This window comes from Pseudomonas sp. TH08 (assembly GCF_016651275.1).
Lineage (GTDB): Bacteria > Pseudomonadota > Gammaproteobacteria > Pseudomonadales > Pseudomonadaceae > Aquipseudomonas.
Map to the genome: position 1 here is coordinate 199,328 of NZ_JAEKEE010000004.1, position 21,001 is coordinate 220,328.

At 58.3% G+C, this 21,001-nt stretch carries 20 protein-coding genes and 1 pseudogene; 12 read left to right on the top strand and 9 right to left on the bottom strand.

The window, feature by feature from the left end:
- Window positions 1-128: 128 nt before the first annotated feature.
- Window positions 129-449, top strand: coding sequence for an isochorismate lyase (locus JFT91_RS18115; protein ID WP_201233380.1), 321 nt, complete (start codon window positions 129-131; stop codon window positions 447-449).
- A gap of 659 nt (window positions 450-1,108) precedes the next feature.
- Here JFT91_RS18115 and alaE read toward each other — a convergent pair.
- A complete protein-coding gene (gene alaE / locus JFT91_RS18120; RefSeq protein ID WP_242489307.1) occupies window positions 1,109-1,681 on the bottom strand; it encodes an L-alanine exporter AlaE in 573 nt (190 codons plus the stop codon).
- Between the two features lie 66 nt (window positions 1,682-1,747).
- Here alaE and JFT91_RS18125 point away from each other — a divergent pair, with 66 nt between their 5' ends.
- The 4 genes from JFT91_RS18125 to JFT91_RS18140 all read left to right on the top strand — a co-directional run bounded on the left by JFT91_RS18125 (window position 1,748) and on the right by JFT91_RS18140 (window position 5,375).
- Window positions 1,748-2,092 (top strand): ASCH domain-containing protein, encoded by a 345-nt coding sequence (locus JFT91_RS18125; RefSeq protein WP_342367180.1) that lies wholly within the window; start codon window positions 1,748-1,750, stop codon window positions 2,090-2,092.
- A gap of 127 nt (window positions 2,093-2,219) precedes the next feature.
- Complete coding sequence (locus tag JFT91_RS18130; protein WP_201233381.1) at window positions 2,220-4,079, top strand: ABC transporter ATP-binding protein; 1,860 nt, start codon at window positions 2,220-2,222, stop codon at window positions 4,077-4,079.
- Window positions 4,080-4,181: 102 nt separating this feature from the next.
- Window positions 4,182-4,673, top strand: coding sequence for a P-loop nucleotide/nucleoside kinase family protein (locus JFT91_RS18135; protein WP_201233382.1), 492 nt, complete (start codon window positions 4,182-4,184; stop codon window positions 4,671-4,673).
- A 132-nt stretch (window positions 4,674-4,805) separates the two neighbouring features.
- A complete protein-coding gene (locus JFT91_RS18140; protein WP_201233383.1) occupies window positions 4,806-5,375 on the top strand; it encodes a DJ-1/PfpI family protein in 570 nt (189 codons plus the stop codon).
- A 269-nt stretch (window positions 5,376-5,644) separates the two neighbouring features.
- Here JFT91_RS18140 and JFT91_RS18145 read toward each other — a convergent pair whose 3' ends face one another.
- The 4 genes and pseudogenes from JFT91_RS18145 to JFT91_RS18160 all read right to left on the bottom strand — a co-directional run bounded on the left by JFT91_RS18145 (window position 5,645) and on the right by JFT91_RS18160 (window position 11,746).
- Complete coding sequence (locus tag JFT91_RS18145) at window positions 5,645-6,778, bottom strand: aminotransferase class V-fold PLP-dependent enzyme (protein ID WP_201233384.1); 1,134 nt, start codon at window positions 6,776-6,778, stop codon at window positions 5,645-5,647.
- Window positions 6,779-6,888: 110 nt separating this feature from the next.
- The gene (locus JFT91_RS18150) at window positions 6,889-7,716 is read right to left on the bottom strand and encodes an EamA family transporter (RefSeq protein ID WP_201233385.1); all 828 of its coding nucleotides are present in this window, start codon (window positions 7,714-7,716) and stop codon (window positions 6,889-6,891) included.
- Between the two features lie 223 nt (window positions 7,717-7,939).
- Window positions 7,940-9,238: a carbohydrate porin gene (locus JFT91_RS18155; protein WP_201233386.1), complete on the bottom strand. Its 1,299-nt coding sequence runs from the start codon at window positions 9,236-9,238 to the stop codon at window positions 7,940-7,942.
- 104 nt (window positions 9,239-9,342) lie between these two features.
- A pseudogene (locus JFT91_RS18160) lies at window positions 9,343-11,746 on the bottom strand (glucose/quinate/shikimate family membrane-bound PQQ-dependent dehydrogenase).
- A 349-nt stretch (window positions 11,747-12,095) separates the two neighbouring features.
- Here JFT91_RS18160 and solA point away from each other — a divergent pair.
- Both solA and JFT91_RS18170 read left to right on the top strand, forming a co-directional pair.
- Complete coding sequence (gene solA / locus JFT91_RS18165) at window positions 12,096-13,319, top strand: N-methyl-L-tryptophan oxidase (protein WP_201233387.1); 1,224 nt, start codon at window positions 12,096-12,098, stop codon at window positions 13,317-13,319.
- Window positions 13,320-13,400: 81 nt separating this feature from the next.
- Window positions 13,401-13,640: a hypothetical protein gene (locus tag JFT91_RS18170; protein WP_401386179.1), complete on the top strand. Its 240-nt coding sequence runs from the start codon at window positions 13,401-13,403 to the stop codon at window positions 13,638-13,640.
- Window positions 13,641-13,686: 46 nt separating this feature from the next.
- On the opposite strand, the gene JFT91_RS18175 is transcribed toward JFT91_RS18170, so the two are convergent.
- Both JFT91_RS18175 and msrA read right to left on the bottom strand, forming a co-directional pair.
- Window positions 13,687-14,166, bottom strand: coding sequence for a GNAT family N-acetyltransferase (locus tag JFT91_RS18175; RefSeq protein WP_201233389.1), 480 nt, complete (start codon window positions 14,164-14,166; stop codon window positions 13,687-13,689).
- A gap of 67 nt (window positions 14,167-14,233) precedes the next feature.
- Complete coding sequence (msrA, locus tag JFT91_RS18180; RefSeq protein WP_008088550.1) at window positions 14,234-14,740, bottom strand: peptide-methionine (S)-S-oxide reductase MsrA; 507 nt, start codon at window positions 14,738-14,740, stop codon at window positions 14,234-14,236.
- Window positions 14,741-14,990: 250 nt separating this feature from the next.
- On the opposite strand from msrA, the gene JFT91_RS18185 reads away from it, so the two are divergent.
- On the top strand, window positions 14,991-15,134 hold the full coding sequence (locus JFT91_RS18185) for a hypothetical protein (RefSeq protein WP_201233390.1): 144 nt from the start codon (window positions 14,991-14,993) through the stop codon (window positions 15,132-15,134).
- On the opposite strand, the gene JFT91_RS18190 is transcribed toward JFT91_RS18185, so the two are convergent.
- Entirely contained in the window at window positions 15,113-16,015 is a 903-nt protein-coding gene (locus JFT91_RS18190; RefSeq protein ID WP_201233391.1) for a bestrophin family protein, read from the bottom strand. The two genes, JFT91_RS18185 and JFT91_RS18190, sit on opposite strands and share 22 nt — an antisense overlap.
- Window positions 16,016-16,172: 157 nt before the next feature.
- A complete protein-coding gene (locus tag JFT91_RS18195) occupies window positions 16,173-17,063 on the bottom strand; it encodes a LysR family transcriptional regulator (protein WP_201233392.1) in 891 nt (296 codons plus the stop codon).
- A gap of 110 nt (window positions 17,064-17,173) precedes the next feature.
- Here JFT91_RS18195 and JFT91_RS18200 point away from each other — a divergent pair, with 110 nt between their 5' ends.
- From JFT91_RS18200 to JFT91_RS18215, 4 genes are all read left to right on the top strand, one after another.
- Window positions 17,174-18,181, top strand: a complete 1,008-nt coding sequence (locus JFT91_RS18200) for a zinc-binding alcohol dehydrogenase family protein (protein WP_201233393.1) — start codon at window positions 17,174-17,176, stop codon at window positions 18,179-18,181.
- A 216-nt stretch (window positions 18,182-18,397) separates the two neighbouring features.
- Window positions 18,398-19,405, top strand: coding sequence for a zinc-binding alcohol dehydrogenase family protein (locus JFT91_RS18205; RefSeq protein WP_201204329.1), 1,008 nt, complete (start codon window positions 18,398-18,400; stop codon window positions 19,403-19,405).
- A gap of 52 nt (window positions 19,406-19,457) precedes the next feature.
- Window positions 19,458-20,642, top strand: a complete 1,185-nt coding sequence (locus JFT91_RS18210; RefSeq protein ID WP_201204328.1) for an L-dopachrome tautomerase-related protein — start codon at window positions 19,458-19,460, stop codon at window positions 20,640-20,642.
- A 29-nt stretch (window positions 20,643-20,671) separates the two neighbouring features.
- On the top strand, window positions 20,672-20,980 hold the full coding sequence (locus JFT91_RS18215; protein WP_201233394.1) for a putative quinol monooxygenase: 309 nt from the start codon (window positions 20,672-20,674) through the stop codon (window positions 20,978-20,980).
- Window positions 20,981-21,001 lie beyond the last annotated feature (21 nt).

The following is a 21,001-nucleotide window of genomic DNA, read 5'->3' on the forward strand; positions in this document are numbered from 1 at the left end:
AGGGCTGTGAGTTGCCGGCATGGGTGACTGTGCCGGTTTTGGCTGTTGTTGAGTTAGGATTTAGCCGTGCGTCAGAGGTGCAGCATGATGCGGCAATTTCACTTTTTTCAGAAAACGGAGTCTCCTGCATGGAAGTCATCAATCATTTGCAGCCCGAAGCGTGTGCAGGCATGGAGGACATCCGACGTGAAATCGATGCCCTCGATCAGGCTGTTATCAATCTGTTGGGCAAGCGTTTTCAATACGTCCTCGCTGCCTCGAAGTTCAAGACCTCGGCGACTTCAGTGCGAGCGCCGGAGCGCTTCAAGGCCATGCTGGCAACACGACGCACGTGGGCAGAGGTCGAGGGCTTGAATCCGGATGCAATCGAGAAAATGTACAACGACCTGGTGAACCACTTCATTGCAGAAGAGATGAAACACTGGGCGGCTAGTCAATCTGAGACTTGAGGCTTGTGTTCGGGGTGTCTGCTTGACGGGTGGGTTTCGGCCAGTCATGACAGGTAAACGGCCAAGATCCGCCAGTCGACGTCCCTTAAATAAGCGCTAAGCAAGGTAAATTTCGCGATGAAAAGCTGGATAGTTAATACGAAAATTAATGCACTGTTAGGGGCTAGTTCTCAAAAATTTGATGGCGTGAAGGTCAGGCGGATCCTTATAGAATACTGCGACAGGTATCAAAAGATTTATCCTTTTGAAATTCTGGAAGAGCCACTTGAATTTCTGAAAAACAATGTAGATTCAGATAGTAAATATAGGGAGATGCGAGCGCTGCTTAGGGTTGCCGCTGAAGAATACTGCATTAGTTTAAACGAGATAGCCGATGCTCTTCTTGACCTGATAGACATTCGTGTCCTTACTACGGACCAAGCAAAAAAATTATTAACCACGTTTTCGAAGCTTTTTCCTGCAATGAAAGCCCCGAAGATTTCATCCCAAGAGAGGATGCCTATTTGTGCAAAAATCTATTTGCGATTACCTCCGGCTAGCAAATGGTTGAAACCTCTAGCCTTGCTCACAATGACGGGCCCGATTGGCGTGACTAGATACTCGCCTCGGGACATTTTTGGGGCTTTGATGACTGGCCGCTTTTGGCCGATAGCAGCCACTCAACTATCCAACGACATCGGCTTGTCGCCCCCAGGAGGCAAGCCAAACACCCTCCGTATCCCATTAAGAAACGCCCCATAAGGTCGCCCCAAAAACAACATCATCAACGCCGCGCCCAGCGTGCCACGCACCAGGCCGACTCCCGACGCACCACTGAAGGCAATGATCGCTGCATAGATAGGCACCTGGAAACTGACCAGGGCGATACTGTCCCAGAGTAGCCTCGAAGCCAGACGCTGACTGGCTCGCCTCATCACCCAGTCCCGCCATAAACCGTAAGGTCTCGCGACCGGAATCATCAGGGCGGCGCCCAGCAGGCGCGCGTGAAGAACCTGATCCCAAGTCATGCCGGCGATGAAACGTTCATTGATGATGCCGGTGGTGGTGAAAAACAGGATCAGCGCAGTGGTGTCTGCCACAAACGCAGTCCAACGCTTTGGCTGTTGCGGGCGTTGCAGCAAAACACATCTCCTGTCATGAGCGTGCAGAAACGTGGTTGTCCCGTGCTGACCTATTGATTCAACATACCCGTCGGTTGCAGCGCTGAACAAATGGCGGCGAATGTCGTTCATGTTTTATCGGAAACAACGCAATAGCGCGGATGACTTCAGGAGCGAACCATCAAGACCTTATCGATTGTGCGGCCCAGTGGAGGGCGAATCGCTTCGGGGGAGAAGACCCTCGAAATTCGCCGTTGGCATCCTGACCTGGATCCTGGCGAAGACCTTTTGATCGTTGAAAACGGGCGCTTTCTGCACACTGAGGGTGACGAAGACGCCGACGGCGTGGCTGTCGCCATCGTGCGGGTAAACGCTGTTCGCCCGTTTGTCCTCGCTGACATGCAAGCGGCCTGTGCGAATTACTTTGAAGAGGGTTGGCTCGCTTGGGAGTTGAGTCACGTCAGGCCGATCATTCACCCTGTGAACGTCCGCGCCGCACGCGGTATTTATGAGGTCGACTTCGTGCCTGCCGATAAAGCGTGATCATCAAACGCGACGAGTGGGGCTATCGGCCGATAGCCGCCCGGATAAAAACACACTTTTTCACAAAGCCCTCCCAGCCACCATTCAATGGCAGAATCCCCGCAACTTGAAAGTTTTGGAGATCACCATGCTTCGTGCGTTCGAACGAAGACTCGACCCTTTTCCCCCTGACGAGGTACCGCCACCGCCCAATGGTCTGGCGCGTTTTCTTTGGGCCTGTACGCGGGGCGCTCGCGGTTACATCCTCGTGCTTGCGCTGTTGAGTGCCGCTGTGTCGATCTATGAGGCCTGGCTGTTTTCCTTCCTCGGGCAGGTCGTGGATCTGCTCTCGACCTGGCAGGCCGGCGGTGAAGCCTCGGCGCAGGAGAGCCGGGTGTTGTGGGGCATGGGCATTGTCATGGTGACCAGTGTCGGGCTGGTGGCGTTGCGCACGATGGTGCAGCACCAGATATTGGCGATCAATTTGCCGCTGCGTCTGCGTTGGGACTTCCACCGGCTGATGTTGCGGCAAAGCCTTTCGTTTTTTTCCGATGAGTTTTCCGGTCGAGTCACGACCAAGGTGATGCAGACGGCGCTCGCGGTGCGCGACGTGCTCTTCACCCTTATCGAGATCCTCCCCGGGATTGGCGTGTATTTCATAGCGATCATCGCGTTGGCCGGCGGCTTCGCCTTGAAACTGATGCTGCCGTTCATTGGCTGGGCGGTGTTGTTTGCGCTGGCCATGTGGTACTTCGTGCCGCGTTTGGGCAAAGTCGGGCAGGAGCAGGCGAATGCGCGGTCGATGATGACCGGGCGTATCTCCGACGCTTACACCAACATTACGACGGTGAAGCTGTTCTCCCATTCCAACCGTGAGGCGCACTTCGCGCGTGCGGCGATGGAAGATTTCAAACTCACCGGTTTTCGCCAGATGCGTCTGGTCAGCCTGTTCGAAATCGTCAATCAGGCATTGGTGGTGGGCTTGATCATGTCGGCGGGTGGCTATGCCCTGTGGCTGTGGCATCAGGGCGACGTTGGCGCCGGTGCCGTGGCGGCGATCACTGCCATGGCGTTGCGCATCAATGGCATGTCGAACTGGATCATGTGGCAGATGACTTCGCTGTTCGAAAGCATCGGCACCGTGCAGGACGGCATGGCGACGCTGACTCAGGGCGCCAAGGTGCAAGACGCACCGGATGCCGGCGTGCTGGTGACTTCCGGCGGCGCGGTGACGTTCGACAAGGTGCGTTTCAACTACAACGGCGAGCGTCAGGTACTCGATGGCCTCAGCCTGAACATTCGCCCGGGCGAAAAAATCGGTCTGGTCGGCCGCTCTGGCGCCGGCAAATCCACGCTGATCAACTTGCTGCTGCGCTTCTATGACATCGACAGCGGGGAGATTTGCATTGACGGCCAGAATATCGCGCACGTGACGCAAGACAGTCTGCGCAGTGCTATCGGCATGGTCACGCAGGACACTTCTCTGTTGCACCGTTCCATTCGCGACAACATCGCCTACGGCCGTCCCGACGCGACCGATGCACAGATCCGCAGCGCGGCGGCCAGTGCCCAGGCCGATGAGTTCATCAGCCAACTCAGCGACCGCCAAGGCCATAGCGGCTATGACACGCTAGTGGGCGAGCGCGGCATCAAACTGTCGGGCGGCCAGCGTCAACGCGTCGCGATCGCCCGGGTGATGCTCAAGAACGCGCCGATCCTGCTGCTTGACGAAGCCACCAGCGCGCTCGACTCGGAAGTCGAAGTGGCGATTCAGGAAAGCCTCGACGAAATGATGCAGGGCAAGACCGTGATCGCGATCGCCCATCGGTTGTCGACCATTGCGGCCATGGATCGGCTGATTGTCATGGACGACGGACGCATCGTCGAGCAGGGCACTCACACCGAATTGCTGGAGAAAAACGGCATCTATGCGCGGCTTTGGCAGCATCAGAGCGGTGGGTTTCTGGGTGAGGACAAGGGCGTGGTCGAGGCGATGGATCAGGCGTGAGCGAGCAGGGCGCATGACGAATTCAATCCATGCGCCCGCCATTGGCCGAAACGGCCTGCAGCTGACAGCCGTTAAACACGTTCAGAGATAAGGAAGGTCTGCATGCCCCAACCAACATTGCACCTGATGTGCGGCAAGATCGCCTCCGGCAAATCAACACTCGCTAAGTCACTGGCAACCGAGCACCGCGCGATTCTTTTGAGTGAGGATCAATGGATTTCACGGCTCTATCCCGGCGAAGTTCAAACGGTGCAGGACTACGTACGCTGCGCAAAACGTATTCGCGATGTGCTGGGGCCTTTGGTTATCGATCTGCTAGGGGCAGGGTTGGATGTGGTATTGGACTTTCCGGCGAATACCGTTGCCGATCGCGCGTGGCTGCGAGGGCTGGCGGACGCGGGTCAATCGCCGCATTGCCTGCATTATCTGGAGGTCGATGACGACACTTGCCGAGCCCGATTGCATGCTCGCAATGAGCGGGGAGAGCATGACTTTGCGGCGACTGATGCGGAGTTTGATTTGATCACCCGTTATTTTCGGGCTCCAGAAGAGGAGGAGGGGTTGGTGATCCTCTTCACCGCACATCAACCGTAAAATCAAGGCCAATAGGTACGAAACCATGGAACATGTGTTGGCATGGCCGACAGACGATAGCGTCGTGATCGGCTAAAACAGACCCAAAAGCTATCGCCATTTGTTATTGGCACTCATGGAGGATTCTGAATAATGGCACGCGTGGGATTGATACTGACACCCGGTTTTGCGGACTGGGAATATGCGTTCATTGCTGGAACTGCGTCCCCGTTTTACGGGATCGACGTCAGGTTTTTCGCTGCTGCTACGGGGCAGTTCTGCTCGCAGGGTGGATTGGCCGTCACGGTAGATAGCAGTTTGCAACAATGTCTGGACTGGAAACCGGACGTTGTTGTGGTCATTGGAGGAATGGTCTGGGAACGTGCAGAAGCACCGGATCTTCGAGAATTTCTTCATGCCTGTCGTTCAAGCGGAGCGACAATTGCCGGTATCTGTGGGGGCACGCTGGCACTGGCGAGGGCCGGGCTTCTTGACACGGTTCCTCATACCTCGAACAGCGCTGACTTCTTACAACAGAATGCCGTGGGTTATGAAGGACGTACGCTTTATAGAAGCAGTTCAGTAGCAGTGGTTGCAGACCGAATCATTACTGCTCCAGGGCCTGCACCCGTCAGCTTCACCTGCGCAGTGTTCGAAGGTGCCGGGTTATCTTCAGAGGTCATTTCTCAGTTCAGATCAATGTTGGCAGCGGAACATGCTTGATCGCGCCGTCCCTGCACGAACACGGTTCAATCCCAGGCAGTTTCACCTGTGATTGAGCCTGGCATTTACGTGTGGGCTAGTTCTCGAATCTTGAGCGGGAGGCGGCATCGCGATTCAGCACTGAGTTGGACTCTCGGCTTTTGACTAGAAAGCGGAAATACTAGCCGGCTGCTCCTTGTACGTCTGCTACCGGCCGATTTCTGTCTGTCCCCGTCGTCAGTTTTGCTGACATTGGGCCACTGGCGTGATTTCCAGATATTCGCTGGGGCTCAGTCAACCATCACCTCATCCAGCGCCTTCTCAAGCGTACTGACCGTGCGTTCGATATTGTGCAGTTTTTCCAGCCCGAACAGCCCGATACGGAAGGTCTGGAAGTCGGCCGGCTCGTCGCATTGCAACGGCACGCCGGCGGCGATCTGCAGACCGTGATTGGCAAATTTCTTGCCGTTTTTGATATCGGCATCGTCGGTGTAGCTGACCACGACGCCCGGGGCCTGAAAGCCGGCAGCGGCCACGCTTTTAATACCTTTGCCAGTCAACAGGGCGCGCACCCGATCGCCGAGAGCCTGTTGTTCATCGCGAACTTTGTCGAAACCGTAGGCTTGCGTCTCTTTCATCACCTCGTTGAATCGAGCGAGGGAATCGCTGGGCATGGTCGCATGGTAGGCGTGTCCGCCCTGTTCGTAGGCTTGCATGATCTGCAGCCACTTTTTCAGGTCACAGGCGAAGCTGCTGCTTTGCGTTTGCTCGATACGTTCGAGGGCCAAATCACTGAACATCACCAATGCGCAGCAAGGGGAGGCGCTCCAGCCTTTCTGTGGCGCGCTGATCAGCAGGTCGACGGCGCATTTGTGCATATCAACCCAAAGCGTGCCCGAGGCGATGCAGTCCAGCACGAACAGACCGCCCACCGCATGCACGGCGTCGCCGACGGCCCGCAGATAGTCGTCGGGCAGGATAATCCCTGATGAGGTTTCAACGTGAGGGGCGAAGACAATCTGCGGCTTTTGCGCAGAGATTGCTGCCAGCACTTCGTCCAGCGGCGGCGGGGCGTACGCGGCCTGATGACCGCTTTCCACCGGCCGGGCTTTCAACACCGTGGTGGCCGCCGGGATGTTGCCCATCTCCAGGATCTGGCTCCAGCGATAACTGAACCAGCCGTTGCGTATCACCAGGCATTGCTGACCGCCGGCAAACTGTCGCGCCACCGCTTCCATGCCAAATGTGCCGCTGCCCGGAACCACCGCAACCGCCTCGGCGTTGTAGACCTGCTTCAGGGTCTTGGAGATGTTTTTCATCACGTCTTGAAATGACTGCGACATGTGGTTGAGCGAGCGGTCGGTGTAGACCACTGAGTACTCGATCAGCCCCTCGGGATCGATACTGGGATAGAGCTTTGACATGAGGTGACTCCTTTGGCAGCGATTTCAGTGGTGTCGACCCTGCCCCAAGCGTTCAGGAAGGACACCAGCCGATCCAATATAGCTGACCAGTGGTTTTGCGCCCCCTGGCGTCAGCCAATGATGATCGTACCGATGGCAATCACCGCGCAGGCAAGGATCTTTCGCACAGTCAGTGTCTCGCCGAGGAAAAAGTACCCGATCAATGCCGCGAACAACACGCTGGTTTCGCGCAATGCCGACACCGCTCCCATGGGCGCGGCGGACATCGCATAGATGACAATGCCGTAGGCCAGCAGTGAAACCAGACCGCCGATGAAGGCCGTGATGAACCCGGGTCGCAAGGTCACCAGGCTCTTCGTGTCGCGTATGCCGACGTACACCAGCGGCATCAACACGCCCCACAAGGCGCACATCCATACCGTGTAGGCCATCGGCGCGCCGGACAGGCGCACGCCAATGCCATCCGTTACGCTGTAAGCCGCAATGAAACAACCGGTTCCGAGGGCGTACGGCAGACTGGGAACGGCCAGTTTGCGCCCTTTGAAGGCCAGCGAGATGATCCCGCCTGACACCAGCAAAATGCCAAACATCGCGACGGCCCCGACCGTTTCCCCGGCAAAAACCGAAGCGGCAAGGGTAATCAGGATAGGTGAGGACCCACGCGAGATAGGGTAAGTCTGCCCAAGGTCGCCAACCTTATAGCTGCGCACCAGGAACAAGTTGTAGCCAACGTGCAGGACTGCTGAAAGCGCCGCGTAGAACCAACTGGCCTTGGCCGGAGCCTGCAAAAACAAAGCAGTTGCGATGCTGACAATCGCTACCGCCACGCACATGATCGTCATCGACCAGAGTCTGTCGGCGCCACCGCGCAACGCGGCATTCCAGCTGGCATGCAAGAGCGCTGCGAAGAGGACGAGGAAGATGATGGGATAGGGCATGCGCGATCCTATAGCGGGCGTGGGCCGTCAGCTAATCTACCTAACAACCCGGTGTCGAGTGAACGAATTTCGCGCAGTATCTGTGGCGAGGGAGCTTGCTCCCGCTGGGCTGCGCAGCAGACCTTCTTTTGCGCAAGAAAAGGGCCGCTTCGCGCCCCAGCGGGAGCAAGCTCCCTCGCCACAGATCAACTTTGGTTCGGGTAAAGGTTTTTATGGCCAGCAATCAAAGCGACGCCTTCACCTGCAAACCCACCACCAACGCATTGTCGATGTCCTGCCCGGAAAACGCCCCCGGTTCGATGATGTACTGCAGATTCGGGCGCAGGGTCAGCCAAGGGGTGGCCTGATATCCGTAGCCGAGTTCGATCAACTGTTCGGCGCTGTCCAGATTCGGGAATGCTGTGCCGTTGTTCTGCGCAGCGTCCTGCTGAACATCGCGACTGCGCGGGTTCGGTACTGCACGACCGTAGCCCAACGCAACGGTGTCACGCGGGCGTCCTTCGAACGGTTTGTACAGAACCACGCCAGTGCCATACCACTTGCTGAACGGCGAGGCCGCTTCGCTGGCCGCCGAGTATTGGCCGAAGGCGTGCAGACTGCGGCCCTCGGAAGTAGGCGAACTCCACACAGCCTGATCAATCAACAGGTAATGACCGCCGCGACCGGACACTTGCTTATCGCTGCCGATGCGTTTCACGTCGGAGCTGTCGTAGTAGTAGCCGACCTTGTATTCGCCAGGCAGGTCACCCGCGTGCTTGTACACCAGCTCGATCGGCACCACGGTGCCTGTCGTGTGTTTCGGCCCCAGGTGCCAGGCGCGGCTGGAGTTGCCGTTGCTTTCCGGGTCGACGTTGAACGCCGCCACGCGCAGTTGCCAGGACGGCGACAGGTCGTATTTCACCCGCACGCCCAAATGAGCGTTGGGGTAGTTGGTCCAGCCGCTGCCACCGGACATGTTCAGCGGGTGGCCGCAGAAACCGGCGTTCATGAAGTTGCAGAGGATGCCGCTGTCGAGGCCGCCGAGGTCGTTGCCCATGGCCATGTAACCGAGCTTTACATTCAGCGACGGGGTAAACAGGCTGCGCTCGTAACTCAGTTCGGTCAGGCGCGTGTACAGCCCGCCGTAGTTTTCCTGGATCGGCAGACGGTTGCCGACGAGGTCTTCCGAGGCACTGTTGCCGCGTCGGTCATTGATAGTCAACTGGACCTTGCCGGCATTGTCGAAGCCGTACAATTTGCTCAGATCGAACTGCACCCCGAGCTTGATGTTCTGCGAATAACGCGCCGAGCGATGCAGGCCACCGTCAGCGTTGTAGGCGGTTTCGCCGCTGTAGTCGCCAGTGAACTTGACGCCTTCTTCGTCCATCTGGTGACGCAAGCCACCCCAGTCACCGGTGAGGGTGCTGCGGGTCAACAGATCAGTATCGTTGTCGGCCAGCGCGGGGAGGGTGGTGGTGCAAGCGAAGCCCATCAACAGGCCTTTGAACAGGTCAGAACGCGAAAAACGAACAGCCGATAGCATGTAAATCTTCCTGCAGAAAACTTGAGCAATAGGGGAAAAGCAGCGCGGCACCCGAAGGTGCCGCGCTCAAAGCAAGCGTCCGCGCTTAACGTGGACGCAGTGGCTTACGGCAGGGCATACGCCATCACGTAATCGCCGCGATCCGTCGACTGGCGAGCGCCGCCGGCGGTGATGACGATGTACTGTTTGCCGGTCTTCGGCGAAACGTAGGTCATCGGGCCGCCCTGGCTGCCGACTGGCAGACGCGCCTTCCAGATTTCTTCACCGTTGCCGCTGTTGAACGCGCGCAGGTAGAAGTCCTGGGTGCCAGCGATGAAGATCAAGCCGCCCTGGGTCGACAGGGTGCCGCCGAGGGTTGGCAGGCCGATTTTGATCGGCAAGTGCATACGAATGCCCAGCGGGCCGGTGTCCTCAACAGTCCCCACCGGAACCTGCCAAGCGACTTTCTGAGTCTTCATGTCGATGGCGGTCAGCGTGCCGAACGGTGGTGCCTGGCAAGGAATGCCGGCAACCGACAGGAAGCGGTTTTTGTTGACCGCATAAGGCGTGCCTTTGAGCGGTACAGCGCCCATGCCGGTATTCAGCGCTTCGCCACCAGAAGAGGCTTGAGCTTTGTTCTGCGACGGGATCATCTGAATCCACAGACCCAGGCGCATGTCGTTGACGAAGATGAAACCGTGCACCGGATCAGTCGAGATACTGCCCCAGTTCATGCCACCCAACGAACCCGGGAAACTCAGGGATTTGTCGGTGCCCGGCGCGGTGTACAAGCCGTCGTAGCGCATGCCCTTGAAGTCGATGCGGCAGAGCAATTGATCGTAAGGGGTTGCGCCCCACATGTCGGATTCGGTCAGGTGCTGAGCACCGATTTCGGGCATGCCCACCGATTTCGGCTGAGTAGGGGAGTACGGTTCGTTCGGGATGTTCGCCGCTTTGACCGGGACTTCTTTAACGTCGGTCAGCGGTTTGCCGGTGGCCCGGTCAAGCACGTAGATCTGCCCGGCCTTGGTGCCGATGACCAGCGCAGGGATGCTTTTGCCGTCCTTGGTGAAGTCGATCAGGCTCGGCTGCATCGGCAGGTCGAAGTCCCAGAGGTCGTTGTGCACGGTCTGGAACACCCAGCGCTCTTCACCGCTGGTAGCGTCGAGCGCGAGGATCGAGGCGCCGTAGGTGTGATCGAGCTTGCTGCGTTCGACACCATAGATGTCGGTGGACGAACTGCCCATCGGCAGGAAGACCGTGTTGGTCGCCGGGTCATAAGACATCGGTGCCCAGCTGTTCGGCGTGCTGCGCACATAGGTACTGCCGTCGGCCGGTGCCTTTTTATCCTGCGGATTGCCCGGGTCGAACGCCCAGCGCATGGCGCCAGTCATCACGTCGAAACCACGGATCACACCACCTGGCATGTCGGTCTGCACGTTGTCGGCCACGCGACCGCCAACCACCACGGTGGTGCCGGCCATCAGCGGCGCGGAAGACAATTGATAGTAGCTGTCCGGGACATCACCCAGACCGGCCTTCAGATCAACCTGGCCGTTGTTGCCGAAACCCTGGCAGAACTCGCCGGTATCGGCATCGACCGCGATCAGGCGAGCGTCGATGGTGTTGGTCAGCAAACGACGCTGGCAATTGGCGGCCGGCGCTGGCCTGTTCGGTCATCGATGAGCTGGTCGGGTTGGCGACGGCGGCAGTGGCGTCGAAATAGGCCATGCCACGGCAACGCTGCCAGACTTTCGACTGCGCGTTGATCGGGTTCTTCCACAGCTCTTTACCGCTGTCGGCATCGAGGGCGATCAGGTTGTTGTGCGGGGTGCAGATGAACACTTTGTTGCCGACCTGCAGCGGGGTGAGCTGGTCTTCGGCGCCGTTGCCATCGCTTTCTGCGACGTCACCGGTGTGATATGTCCACGCGACTTTCAGCTTGTCGACGTTGCTGCGATTGATCTGGTCCAGCGCGGCGAAGCGGCTGCCACCTTCGGTATTACCGTAGTGTGCCCAGTCTTTTTGCGCCGTAGCCGGCTCAACCGGGGTCAAGCCCGGGCCTGTGCCGGTCGCCGCCACGGTAGGGTGGGCGACGAACATATTGCCCGCCGCCACAACCACGCCGACCGCCAGCACCGCAGCCACGGCGTAGGCGCCGCGACCGGCAACGCTACCGTTGGCACGCTTGAGCAGCGGATAGACCAGCGCCACGACCAGGCCAATGACACTGAACATGAACAGACGCGAGAACACCGGCCAGAACACCAGCCCGGCATCGCTCACCGCCCAGATCGCCGTGCCTACCAGGAAAGCCGCGAACAACCAGGCACCGGCCAGTTTGAAGCGCGCGATCAGCAGACCGGAAGCGGCCATCACCAGACCACCGACCAGGAAGTACCAGGAACCTCCCAGGCTGACCAATTTCACGCCGCCAGCGGCCAGCGCAAGGCCGAGCAGGGCGATGACGACGCCCAGCCCGACCAGAATGAATTTTGATATGCCCGAGAGGCGTTGACTCTGCTTCACGTTGAGTGTCCCGTTGAAATGAGGCGCGCATTATATAGTTAGGTAACTACCTAGTTAAATCACAAATTTCAACGTGAAGCGTAGTTCGCCGCTCAAGCACGCGCCTATAGAGCTGCCGGGCATTCGTCATAGGGCTGACGCAATTATCCAAAGGTCGCGGAAAGCGCTGTTTATGTCAGAAGGGTTGTCACTTATGACAGGTATGAAATTTCGGCAATCAGCCAGCGATTGCCCGACGTACGGCAGGATTGAGAGCCGCTCCTTCACACGATCAGGCAAATGCTCCGTCAATCTTTGATTCCTGATAGGTTTACCGCTCAACTGGCGCTTTTTTGATAGGTGGCTATTCATGTCCGAGCGATACGAAGTGGTGGTTCTGGGCTTGGGCGCGATGGGCGCTGCCACGGTTTATCAGTTGGCGAAAGCAGGTGTGAAGGTTGTCGGTATTGATCGGCATCACCCGCCGCATAACCTTGGCTCAAGCCACGGCGACACGCGCATCACTCGGCTTTCAGTCGGCGAGGGCGCGCAATATGTGCCCATCGTGCGCAATTCTCATCGCATCTGGCGTGAACTTGAGGCGTTGAGTGGAGAATCGCTGTTCGAGCAGTCGGGGCTGCTGGTGCTGACATCGAGCGCCGATTTCGATCCTCAAGACCAGACCGACTTCACCTTGCGCACCATCAATCTGGCGCAGACCTACGGCATCGAGCACGAAATCTTGTCCGCCGAACAGATTCGCCAACGCTTCCCGCAATTTGCCAACGTGCACGACAGCGCAATCGGTTACTTCGAGCCCGGCGGAGGCTTTGTACGTCCCGAACGCTGCATCGACGTGCAACTCAAACTGGCCGAGCAACACGGCGCGACGCTTTATAAAGGCGAGACCGTCACCGCGATCACCTCGAGCGAGGAGGGTGTCACGGTCACCACCGACCGCCGCACGCTGTTTGCCAACAAACTGGTGATCAGCGCGGGCAACTGGAGTGGTGAATTGCTCGGTGAGCCCTATGAAAATCTGCTCAGTGTCTACCGGCAGAAGCTATTCTGGTTCGAACTGGAGGAGGGTGCCGGGCTGGTCGGCCACTCCCCGACATTCATCCTCACCCATGGCCGGGGCGACGATAAAGTCAATTACGGCTTTCCCGCGTTACCCGGCGAAGGCAGCCTGAAAATTGCCACCGCGCAGTACCACACCTCATCGTCGCCGCAAACAATCGAGCGAACGGTTTCGGCCGCCGAAGCGCAGGACATGTATGAACATCAGGTGCGCGGCCACCTCGCCGGCGTGACCTCGAAGGTGCTCAAGTCGGCGGTCTGCGCCTACACCGTCACGCCCGATCGCCACTTCATCATCGACGAGCATCCGTCGCTGCAACACACGCTGTTCGTCTCGGCGTGTTCCGGTCACGGTTTCAAACATTCCGCCGCATTGGGCGAGGCGTTTGCCCAGTGGTGCACGCGCGGCTCGACCGACCTGGATCTCTCGTCTTTCTCCCTGAAACGCTTTGAAGGGGAAACCACGAACGCCCACACGCCTGGCCCGCAGCAAAATAATTTGAACCGCGCTTGAGCGCGCTCACCCTAATGATCAGCTTGTGGTCAATTGCACAGGCGTTGTGCCAATACCGGCATATTCCGAGAGGTGGTCAGCGTGGCTAAAGACGAGAAGAAAAACAAAGGTGAAGCTTCGAAAGCCAGCAAGGATTTGAAGGACAAAAAGTCATCACCTGAAAAGAAATCCGCAGCGGCCTCGGCGCTTTCAAAATCGTCCGATAAGAAGGACAAGAAAAAAGACGCCGAACCGAAGAAATCTGCCAAGAAAGCTGACAGCAAGCCAGACAAGGCCAAGGACTCGAAGAAGGCAGACAAGCCTGCGAAAAAGAAAAAGTGATAGCTGCTATCTGCCAGGGCTTTACGCCCTGGCAGATGCTTGCAAATCAGCCGTCAACCCAGCACATGGTCTGCACCGAAATATGCGGGTGACTTTCCAGCGGTTCCCATTCATCCAGGAACTCGAAACCCTGCTTCAGATAGAAGTTTGCGGCTCTCGCGTTGTCGGGAGAGACGTCGAGGAACACCCGATCAAAGCCTCGCTGCGTCGCACGCGCCTTTACGACGTTGACCAACCGAGTCGCCGCAACTGAGCCTCGGGCAGCAGGCTCGACCCACATCCCGATCAGGTTAAAGCGATTAGCACTGCTGACGGCCGCACCGATCATGCCGACAGGTCTGTCTTGCTCGTAAGCCAGCCAGAATTCGGTTCCGGCTGACGAGGCGCGTTCTTGCCACTGTTCATCGGTGTAGGCAGCGGCGGATTGGTAGCTCACGCCAAACGCTGTTGGAGCGTCCAACAGCGCGGCGAGTCGTACTTGCTTGAGCAGCTTCCAGTCCCTGGTTTGCGTCGATCGAATGTCCATGGTCTTCCTTGAAAAATTAACGTCCTCCCCGACGTCGCACAGACGAATGAGGGGAGCAACCTTAGGCTCAGGCGCGCTTCGGCAACTTCCAGTTCGGCCGGATGAAATGGCAGGTGTAGCCATTCGGAATGCGCTCCAGATAATCCTGATGCTCCGGTTCCGCTTCCCAGAACGGTCCCGCCGGTTCGATTTCGGTGACTACCCGGCCTGGCCACAGTTTTGATGCGTCGACGTCGGCAGCCGTGTCTTCGGCGACATCGCGCTGCGCTTCGCTGAGGTAGTAAATCGCCGAACGATAGCTCGGGCCGAGGTCGTTGCCTTGGCGGTTGGGTGTGCTCGGGTCGTGGATCTGGAAGAAGAACTCAAGAATCTGTCGGTAGCTGATCACGGCCGGGTCGAAGACGATTTCGATGGCTTCGGCGTGATTGCCGTGGTTGCGATAAGTCGCATTCGGCACATCGCCGCCGGTGTATCCGACCCGCGTCTGCAGCACACCGGGATAGCGCCGCAGCAGATCCTGCATGCCCCAGAAGCAGCCGCCAGCAAGAATGGCAGTTTCGGTTTGCGTGGTCATGGTGTGTCCTTCCTCTCGGGGACGTGGGTATAGCTGATGTTATGAGGGCGTGCAGGGCAATTCCAAGGGTGAGGCGCATTTTTATGGCCCCATCAATATCCGTCGTAATGGATCTTTCCTTTGCCTGCAGTCAATTTAGACTCGCGACACGCTCATTGCCCTGATGGAACGCAACCCATGCCTGCAACCGTTTTCGACTGCCAACCCACCTTGTCCGGCCCGACGCTGAGGCTTGAGCCGCTGGCCGGCAATGAAGTTGAGGCTGGGCGCCGTGCACCTGTATGACGCCGACCTGACCCTGGCCAACGTGACCAAACCGTGCAAGTGCTACGGCCTCACCCGCGCCCGTTGGGACGAGTTGAAGGGCGGCGTTCAAGCGATTTCTTCCACCTGACGCACGTCCCCCAATGAATCACGCTGCATCGACTGCAGGTTTTTCTCGATGGTTTCACAGAGCGCCTCCATCTGAATCTGATGCTCGCTGTGGCGAAACGGGCTTTGCAGATCGGTGCCGATGCGTTCGATGGCCAGCAACATGAAACCGACCACGGTGGAGGCCAGCGGGGTAAACCAGCCCAGCGACTCCACCAGCCCCACCGGTACGATCAGGCAGAACAGCGAAATAAACAGGCGCGGGAAATACACATAAGGGTAGGGCAGCGGCGTATTGGCGATCCGCTCCATACCGCCCTGGCTGTTGGACAGATCCACCAGGGTCGACTCCAGCCGTGCCAGGCGAATGCTGTCCAGACGCCCGGCCTTGTATTCACGCGCGAGCAGCGCAGCGGAACCGGTCAGGATGTCGTTGGCAAAGTTATTGGTGGTGCCACTGCGGGCGAATTCGTCAGCAGGAATGAATGCACGGATCTCATCAGGGCAAGGCTGGCCTTGCAGATGCGCCGCCAGGCAATTGACATACGCAACGTGGCGTCGCAGCAGGGTCGACTTGACCGGGTTCACCTCACTACCAGGGTCATCCAGTAACGTCAGCACCTGCCGAGCGAAGCTGCGCGAGTTATTGATCATCGAACCCCACAGCGTCCGCGCTTCCCACCAACGGTTGTACGCGCTGCTGTTTCGAAAACTGATCAGCACGATCAATGCCGAACCCAATAAAGTCAGGGGCATCAGCGGCAGATTCAGCTTGGCGTTGAGAAACAGCATGAAGTCCACGGTGACCGCAATGTCCCAGAGCAGCAGCCAGAACAAGGCCCAGCCCACGTAGCCCATGGTCTTGATGATCAAACGGTATTTTTTGACGATGGCAGCTTTCAAACGGAAACCTCGTGGCGAGCGGTAAGCATTGATGCCTTAGCTCGGACGGTGTTTCCGTGGGAAAGGTTCGGCGGCTGACGTCGGTCCGTCGGGAAGTCACGAGCTAAACAACTCCCTGCTCACTCTTCTCGACGCCTGACACCCGCACGCCCCGGATTCAAATTCGCTCCATGCGGGAAAACTGTTCTCGCAACCACGAATAGAGTTGCGAAACGGCAGGAGAGATCTGCTTGCGGTGCGGGCAGACCATACTCAACGGCGAGGCATTGCCCGGATGATCCTCCAGCAATACGACCAGTCTGCCGGCGATCACGTCAGCGCTTACGTCCAGCCAGGACTTGCAGGCAATGCCTTCGCCCTCCAATGCCCAGCGTCGGACTACATCGGCGTCGTCGCTGAACAGCGGGCCCGAGACCTGTATGGTTCGCCCGCCCAGGTTCCATTTGTCGAATACCCGCCCATTCTGCAGATAGAGCAGGCAGGGATGCTCGAGCAGTTGATCCGGCGTTGTCGGCTGACCATGGCGCTCCACGTATTCCGGTGAAGCGACCAGCACCCGACGGTTCCAGGGTGCCAGAGGCAACGCCACATAGTTGGCGTCTTCGTTGGAGCCGTAGCGGATAGCAACGTCCACCGGGTCGCGGAACAGATCGGCGACCTGATCGGACAACACGAAACGTAGTGTCAGTTCCGGGTGCTCACGGCGGAAGGCCGACAGCCACGGCAACAACACATTGCGCCCCAGATCAGACGGGGCGGTGACTTGCAGTGCGCCTCGAAGCGGGGTGTTCTCACCGCGCAGGTTTTCCCGCCCGAGCTTCAGCGCTTCAAGCACCGAATGCGCGGTAGGCAGGTATTGCTCACCCTCGGCGGTCAGTCGAAGGCTGCGGGTGGTGCGTGCGAACAAGCGCACATCCAGTTCGCGTTCCAGGCGCTTGATGGCGGCCGCGACCTGGCCTGGCAACAAGTCCGCTTCCAGCGCAGCCGCCGTGAAGCTGCCCAGCGCGGCACTGCGCGTAAACAAACCAAGATCATCAATGCGAATCATCTTCACTCCTGCTGTGAAAGTGTTGGCGCATTCTGTAGGTTTTTCTTTGTTCAAAGGAGGACGAAAATGTTTGTAAGTGTGTGCGTCAACCCTTCGAACAGCGAGTCTTCATGAACGTCTTCACCTTCACCCCATCGGGCTCATCGATCGAGGACGCCTATTCGCAAGACCCAACCATCAGAGCGGTTCCCGGCCCAAGAGCAATGCAGATTGAACTGCTTGCGGTTGCCGTCAATCCGCTCGAGACAAAGGTTCCAATAGCAACCGGTACCAAAGAATCGAAAATACTCGGCTGGGGTGCCGCTGGCATTGTTCGTCAAGTCGGGCCAGAGGTGACACTGTTTCAACCCGGCGATGAGGTGTTTTACTCCTTTGCAGGGACAATTGCCGCGCCCGGCGGCTACAGCAGATTCCATTGCGTGGATGAGCGAGTTGTCGGAGACAAACCGCGCTCGTTGAGTGCGGCTGAGGCGGCGGCATTGCCTTTATATTGCGTAACCGCGTGGGAACTGCTGTTTGACCGCCTGGGCGTTGCGCAGGATTCGGCGCAAGGCGAATGTCTGCTGATCATGGGAGAGGCCGCAGGCACTGGCGCGATGCTCGTGCAACTGGCCCGTCAGTTGACTCGCCTGACCGTGATTGCAACGGCCTCATGTCAGGACAAGGCAGAGCGGCTTCGGCAGTTGGGTGCGCACCATGTCATCGATCCCGGTCAGCCGCTGGGGGCTCAACTGCAAGCACTCGAGATTGCCGACGTCAGCCATGTCGCCAGCCTGGCAAACACCAATGAGCATTTTTTGCAGTTGATCGAGATACTGCGCCCGCAGGGACGTCTGGGCGTGATCGACGATCCCGGGCACCTGGACGCGACAGCGCTGAAGACAAAGTCTTTATCGTTGCACTGGGAAATGATGTTCACCCGATCGCTGTTTGAAACCACCGACATGATCAACCAGCATCACTTGCTCAATCGTATCGCCAGCTTGATTGACCAAGGTGTTTTGCTGCCCGGCGCCAATGGGCGTGGGAGCGCTGCCGATACGTCAGCCATGAGTCGTACCCGCGCACTGCTCGATGGTTTCAAAGCCAAAAACGGCCGCGACAGCCAAGGTCGCTGAGCACCGCCGCTGAGGGCGTCCTGCCATGCATTTGCGTTTCGTAAGGCGCGAGTGCGAGGTGCTTTGCCGAGTGATCACCATGGGGCTCAGCGCATTGGTGATCAATTTTCACTGCAAAAGTGAAAGTGTTGGCGCATTCTGCTGGTTTTTCTTTGTGCATGGGAAGTCGAAGATGGCGGCAAGTGAGCACGTCAACTCTTCAGACAGCGAGTTTCCATGAAAGCCATCACCTTTACGCAACACGCTTTGCCCATTGATGATCCGCAAGCATTGATCGACATCGATCTGCCAGTGCCCACGCCTGGCCCGAGGGATCTGCTGGTGGAAGTGCGCGCAGTTTCGGTCAATCCGGTCGACACCAAAGTCCGCGCTGGCACTTTCACCAAAGAACCAAAAATCCTCGGCTGGGATGCGGCCGGCATTGTTCGCGAGGTCGGTAGTGAAGTGACACTGTTTCAGCCGGGCGATGAAGTGTTCTATTCGGGCTCGATTGCGCGTTCCGGCAGTTACAGCGAATTCCATTTGGTGGATGAGCGAATCGTCGGGCACAAACCACGCTCGTTGAGTGCAGCCGATGCGGCGGCGTTGCCGTTGACCTCGATTACCGCTTGGGAATTGCTCTTCGAGCGCCTCGGTATCGCCGAAGGCTCGGGGCAGGGCAAGTGCCTGTTGATCACCGGCGCGGCGGGCGGCGTCGGTTCGATGCTGGTGCAACTGGCCCGCCAGTTGACCCGGCTTACCGTGATCGGTACCGCCTCGCGCAAGGAAACTGCTGACTGGGTTCGGCAGTTGGGTGCGCATCACGTCATCGATCACAGCCAGCCCATGCTCGCTCAGTTGCAAGCACTGGGCGTGACCGAGGTTGATTATGTCGCCAGCCTGACGCACACCTCGCAGCACTTTTCGCAACTGATCGATGTGCTTCGACCACAGGGGCGTCTGGGTGTGATCGACGATCCCGACAGCCTCGATGTGATGCCGCTCAAGCGCAAATCGCTGTCGCTGCATTGGGAATTGATGTTCACCCGTTCACTGTACGAAACCGAGGACATGATCAATCAGCATCACCTGCTCGATCGCGTCAGCGCTCTGATTGACCAAGGCATTTTGCACACCACCGTGGGCGAACATTTCGGCGCGATCAACGCGGCGAACATGCGCCGTGCCCATGCGTTGGTCGAAAGCGGCAAGGCCCGAGGCAAGATCGTTCTCGAAGGTTTCTGACCTAACTCATTCATTCAGACGGGCCTGCTGGCGGGCCTGTCAGGAGCTGCTCATGCGTATGAAAACCCTTCCCGCAGTCATGGCGATGGTCTTGGCCGCCACATTCACGGTGCCGTTCGCTCATGCAATCAACGCTGTTGCCTTGCCGGCTGATGCACCGGCCGACCGCTCTTTCGGCAAGCTTGAACAGGTGCATGCGTTCTACGATGCAATGCCCACCGGCGTGACGGTCACCGAGACGGGGCGGATCTTCGTCAACTTCCCGCGTTGGGGCGACAACGTGCCGTTCACCGTGGGCGAGATCCGCGCTGGCAAGGTCGTGGCCTATCCGAACGCGGCGATCAACCAGGAGAATCCAAGCGACCCGAGCGATGGCCTGATCAGCGTGCAAAGCGTGGTGGCCGATGGTCGGGGCCGTGTCTGGTTGCTCGACACGGCAGCGCCGGGCTTTGCAGATCCGAAACCCAAAGGCGCGAAACTGATGGCGGTGGATCTGGCTACCAACAAAGTCGTCAAACGCCTGGTGTTCCCGGACCACGTCATGTTGCCCAGCACCTACGTTAACGACATGCGTTTCGACTTTCGTACTGGCGCGCAAGGCACGGTCTATCTCACCGATTCTTCATTGCGCGGCCCCGGCGCGATCATCGTCATGGACATCGCCAGCGGCCATGCGATGCGCCGTTTGAGCGGAGTGCCGGCGACCTCGGTTGACCCGACATTTGTACCGGTGGTCGAAGGTTTGCCGGTCACGGTCGAGGCTGCGAACGGCCAGCGAAAACCGCTGGGTGTGGCCTCGGACGGTATCGCCCTGTCGGCGGACGGCAAGACGCTGTACTTCACGCCTTTGTCGAGTCGACATCTGTACTCGGTTTCCACCGCGCTTTTACGCGATGCCAACTTCAGCGAGCAACAACTGGCAGCGGCCGTGCAGGATCTGGGCGAAAAAGGTGCATCCGATGGTCTGGAGGCCGACGCTGACGGCGCGATCTACGCCGGTGATTACGAGCACAACGCGATCCGCAAGCGATTGCCGGATGGCCAGTGGCAAACGCTGGTGCATGACCCGCGCCTGCTGTGGCCCGACACCTTGTCCATCGGCCCGGATGGCTATCTGTATTTCATTGCCAACCAATTTCATCGGCAGGCGGCGTTCCGCTCGGGGCAGGATCAGCGGCAAAAACCTTACAGCCTGCTGCGTCTGAAAATCGACGCGGCGCCGGCGCCGACCCGCTGAAAGCTGTTTTAACCATTGGAGAGTTGATGATGAATGCGTCCACTGAAGTGTTGGTGTCGATTGCGGTACTAAAGGCCAAACCAGGCCAGGAACAGGCATTGCAAGAGGGACTGCTGGCGCTGGTTGAGCCGACGCGCACAGAGCCGGGCAATCTCGACTATGTGTTGTTTGAGCTGCGCGACCAGCGTGGCACGTTCTACATGCGCGAGGCTTTCAAAGACCAAGCGGCACTCGATGCGCATTTCGCCATGCCGTACTTCCAGCACTTTGCGGCCACGGCGGATGACCTGCTGGAAGAGCCGCTGCAGTTGATTTTTCTCGAACAAGTCTCGTCCTGATAACGCTTGCCCATTCAACCT

Coding starts and splice junctions, on each gene's coding strand:
- JFT91_RS18115 (WP_201233380.1), top strand. CDS start 129: ATGGAAGTCATCAATCATTTGCAGCCCGAAGCGTGTGCAGGCATGGAG.
- alaE (WP_242489307.1), bottom strand. CDS start 1,681: ATGAACGACATTCGCCGCCATTTGTTCAGCGCTGCAACCGACGGGTAT.
- JFT91_RS18130 (WP_201233381.1), top strand. CDS start 2,220: ATGCTTCGTGCGTTCGAACGAAGACTCGACCCTTTTCCCCCTGACGAG.
- JFT91_RS18135 (WP_201233382.1), top strand. CDS start 4,182: ATGCCCCAACCAACATTGCACCTGATGTGCGGCAAGATCGCCTCCGGC.
- JFT91_RS18140 (WP_201233383.1), top strand. CDS start 4,806: ATGGCACGCGTGGGATTGATACTGACACCCGGTTTTGCGGACTGGGAA.
- JFT91_RS18145 (WP_201233384.1), bottom strand. CDS start 6,778: ATGTCAAAGCTCTATCCCAGTATCGATCCCGAGGGGCTGATCGAGTAC.
- JFT91_RS18150 (WP_201233385.1), bottom strand. CDS start 7,716: ATGCCCTATCCCATCATCTTCCTCGTCCTCTTCGCAGCGCTCTTGCAT.
- JFT91_RS18155 (WP_201233386.1), bottom strand. CDS start 9,238: ATGCTATCGGCTGTTCGTTTTTCGCGTTCTGACCTGTTCAAAGGCCTG.
- solA (WP_201233387.1), top strand. CDS start 12,096: ATGTCCGAGCGATACGAAGTGGTGGTTCTGGGCTTGGGCGCGATGGGC.
- JFT91_RS18175 (WP_201233389.1), bottom strand. CDS start 14,166: ATGGACATTCGATCGACGCAAACCAGGGACTGGAAGCTGCTCAAGCAA.
- msrA (WP_008088550.1), bottom strand. CDS start 14,740: ATGACCACGCAAACCGAAACTGCCATTCTTGCTGGCGGCTGCTTCTGG.
- JFT91_RS18185 (WP_201233390.1), top strand. CDS start 14,991: ATGAAGTTGAGGCTGGGCGCCGTGCACCTGTATGACGCCGACCTGACC.
- JFT91_RS18195 (WP_201233392.1), bottom strand. CDS start 17,063: ATGATTCGCATTGATGATCTTGGTTTGTTTACGCGCAGTGCCGCGCTG.
- JFT91_RS18200 (WP_201233393.1), top strand. CDS start 17,174: ATGAACGTCTTCACCTTCACCCCATCGGGCTCATCGATCGAGGACGCC.
- JFT91_RS18205 (WP_201204329.1), top strand. CDS start 18,398: ATGAAAGCCATCACCTTTACGCAACACGCTTTGCCCATTGATGATCCG.
- JFT91_RS18210 (WP_201204328.1), top strand. CDS start 19,458: ATGCGTATGAAAACCCTTCCCGCAGTCATGGCGATGGTCTTGGCCGCC.
- JFT91_RS18215 (WP_201233394.1), top strand. CDS start 20,672: ATGAATGCGTCCACTGAAGTGTTGGTGTCGATTGCGGTACTAAAGGCC.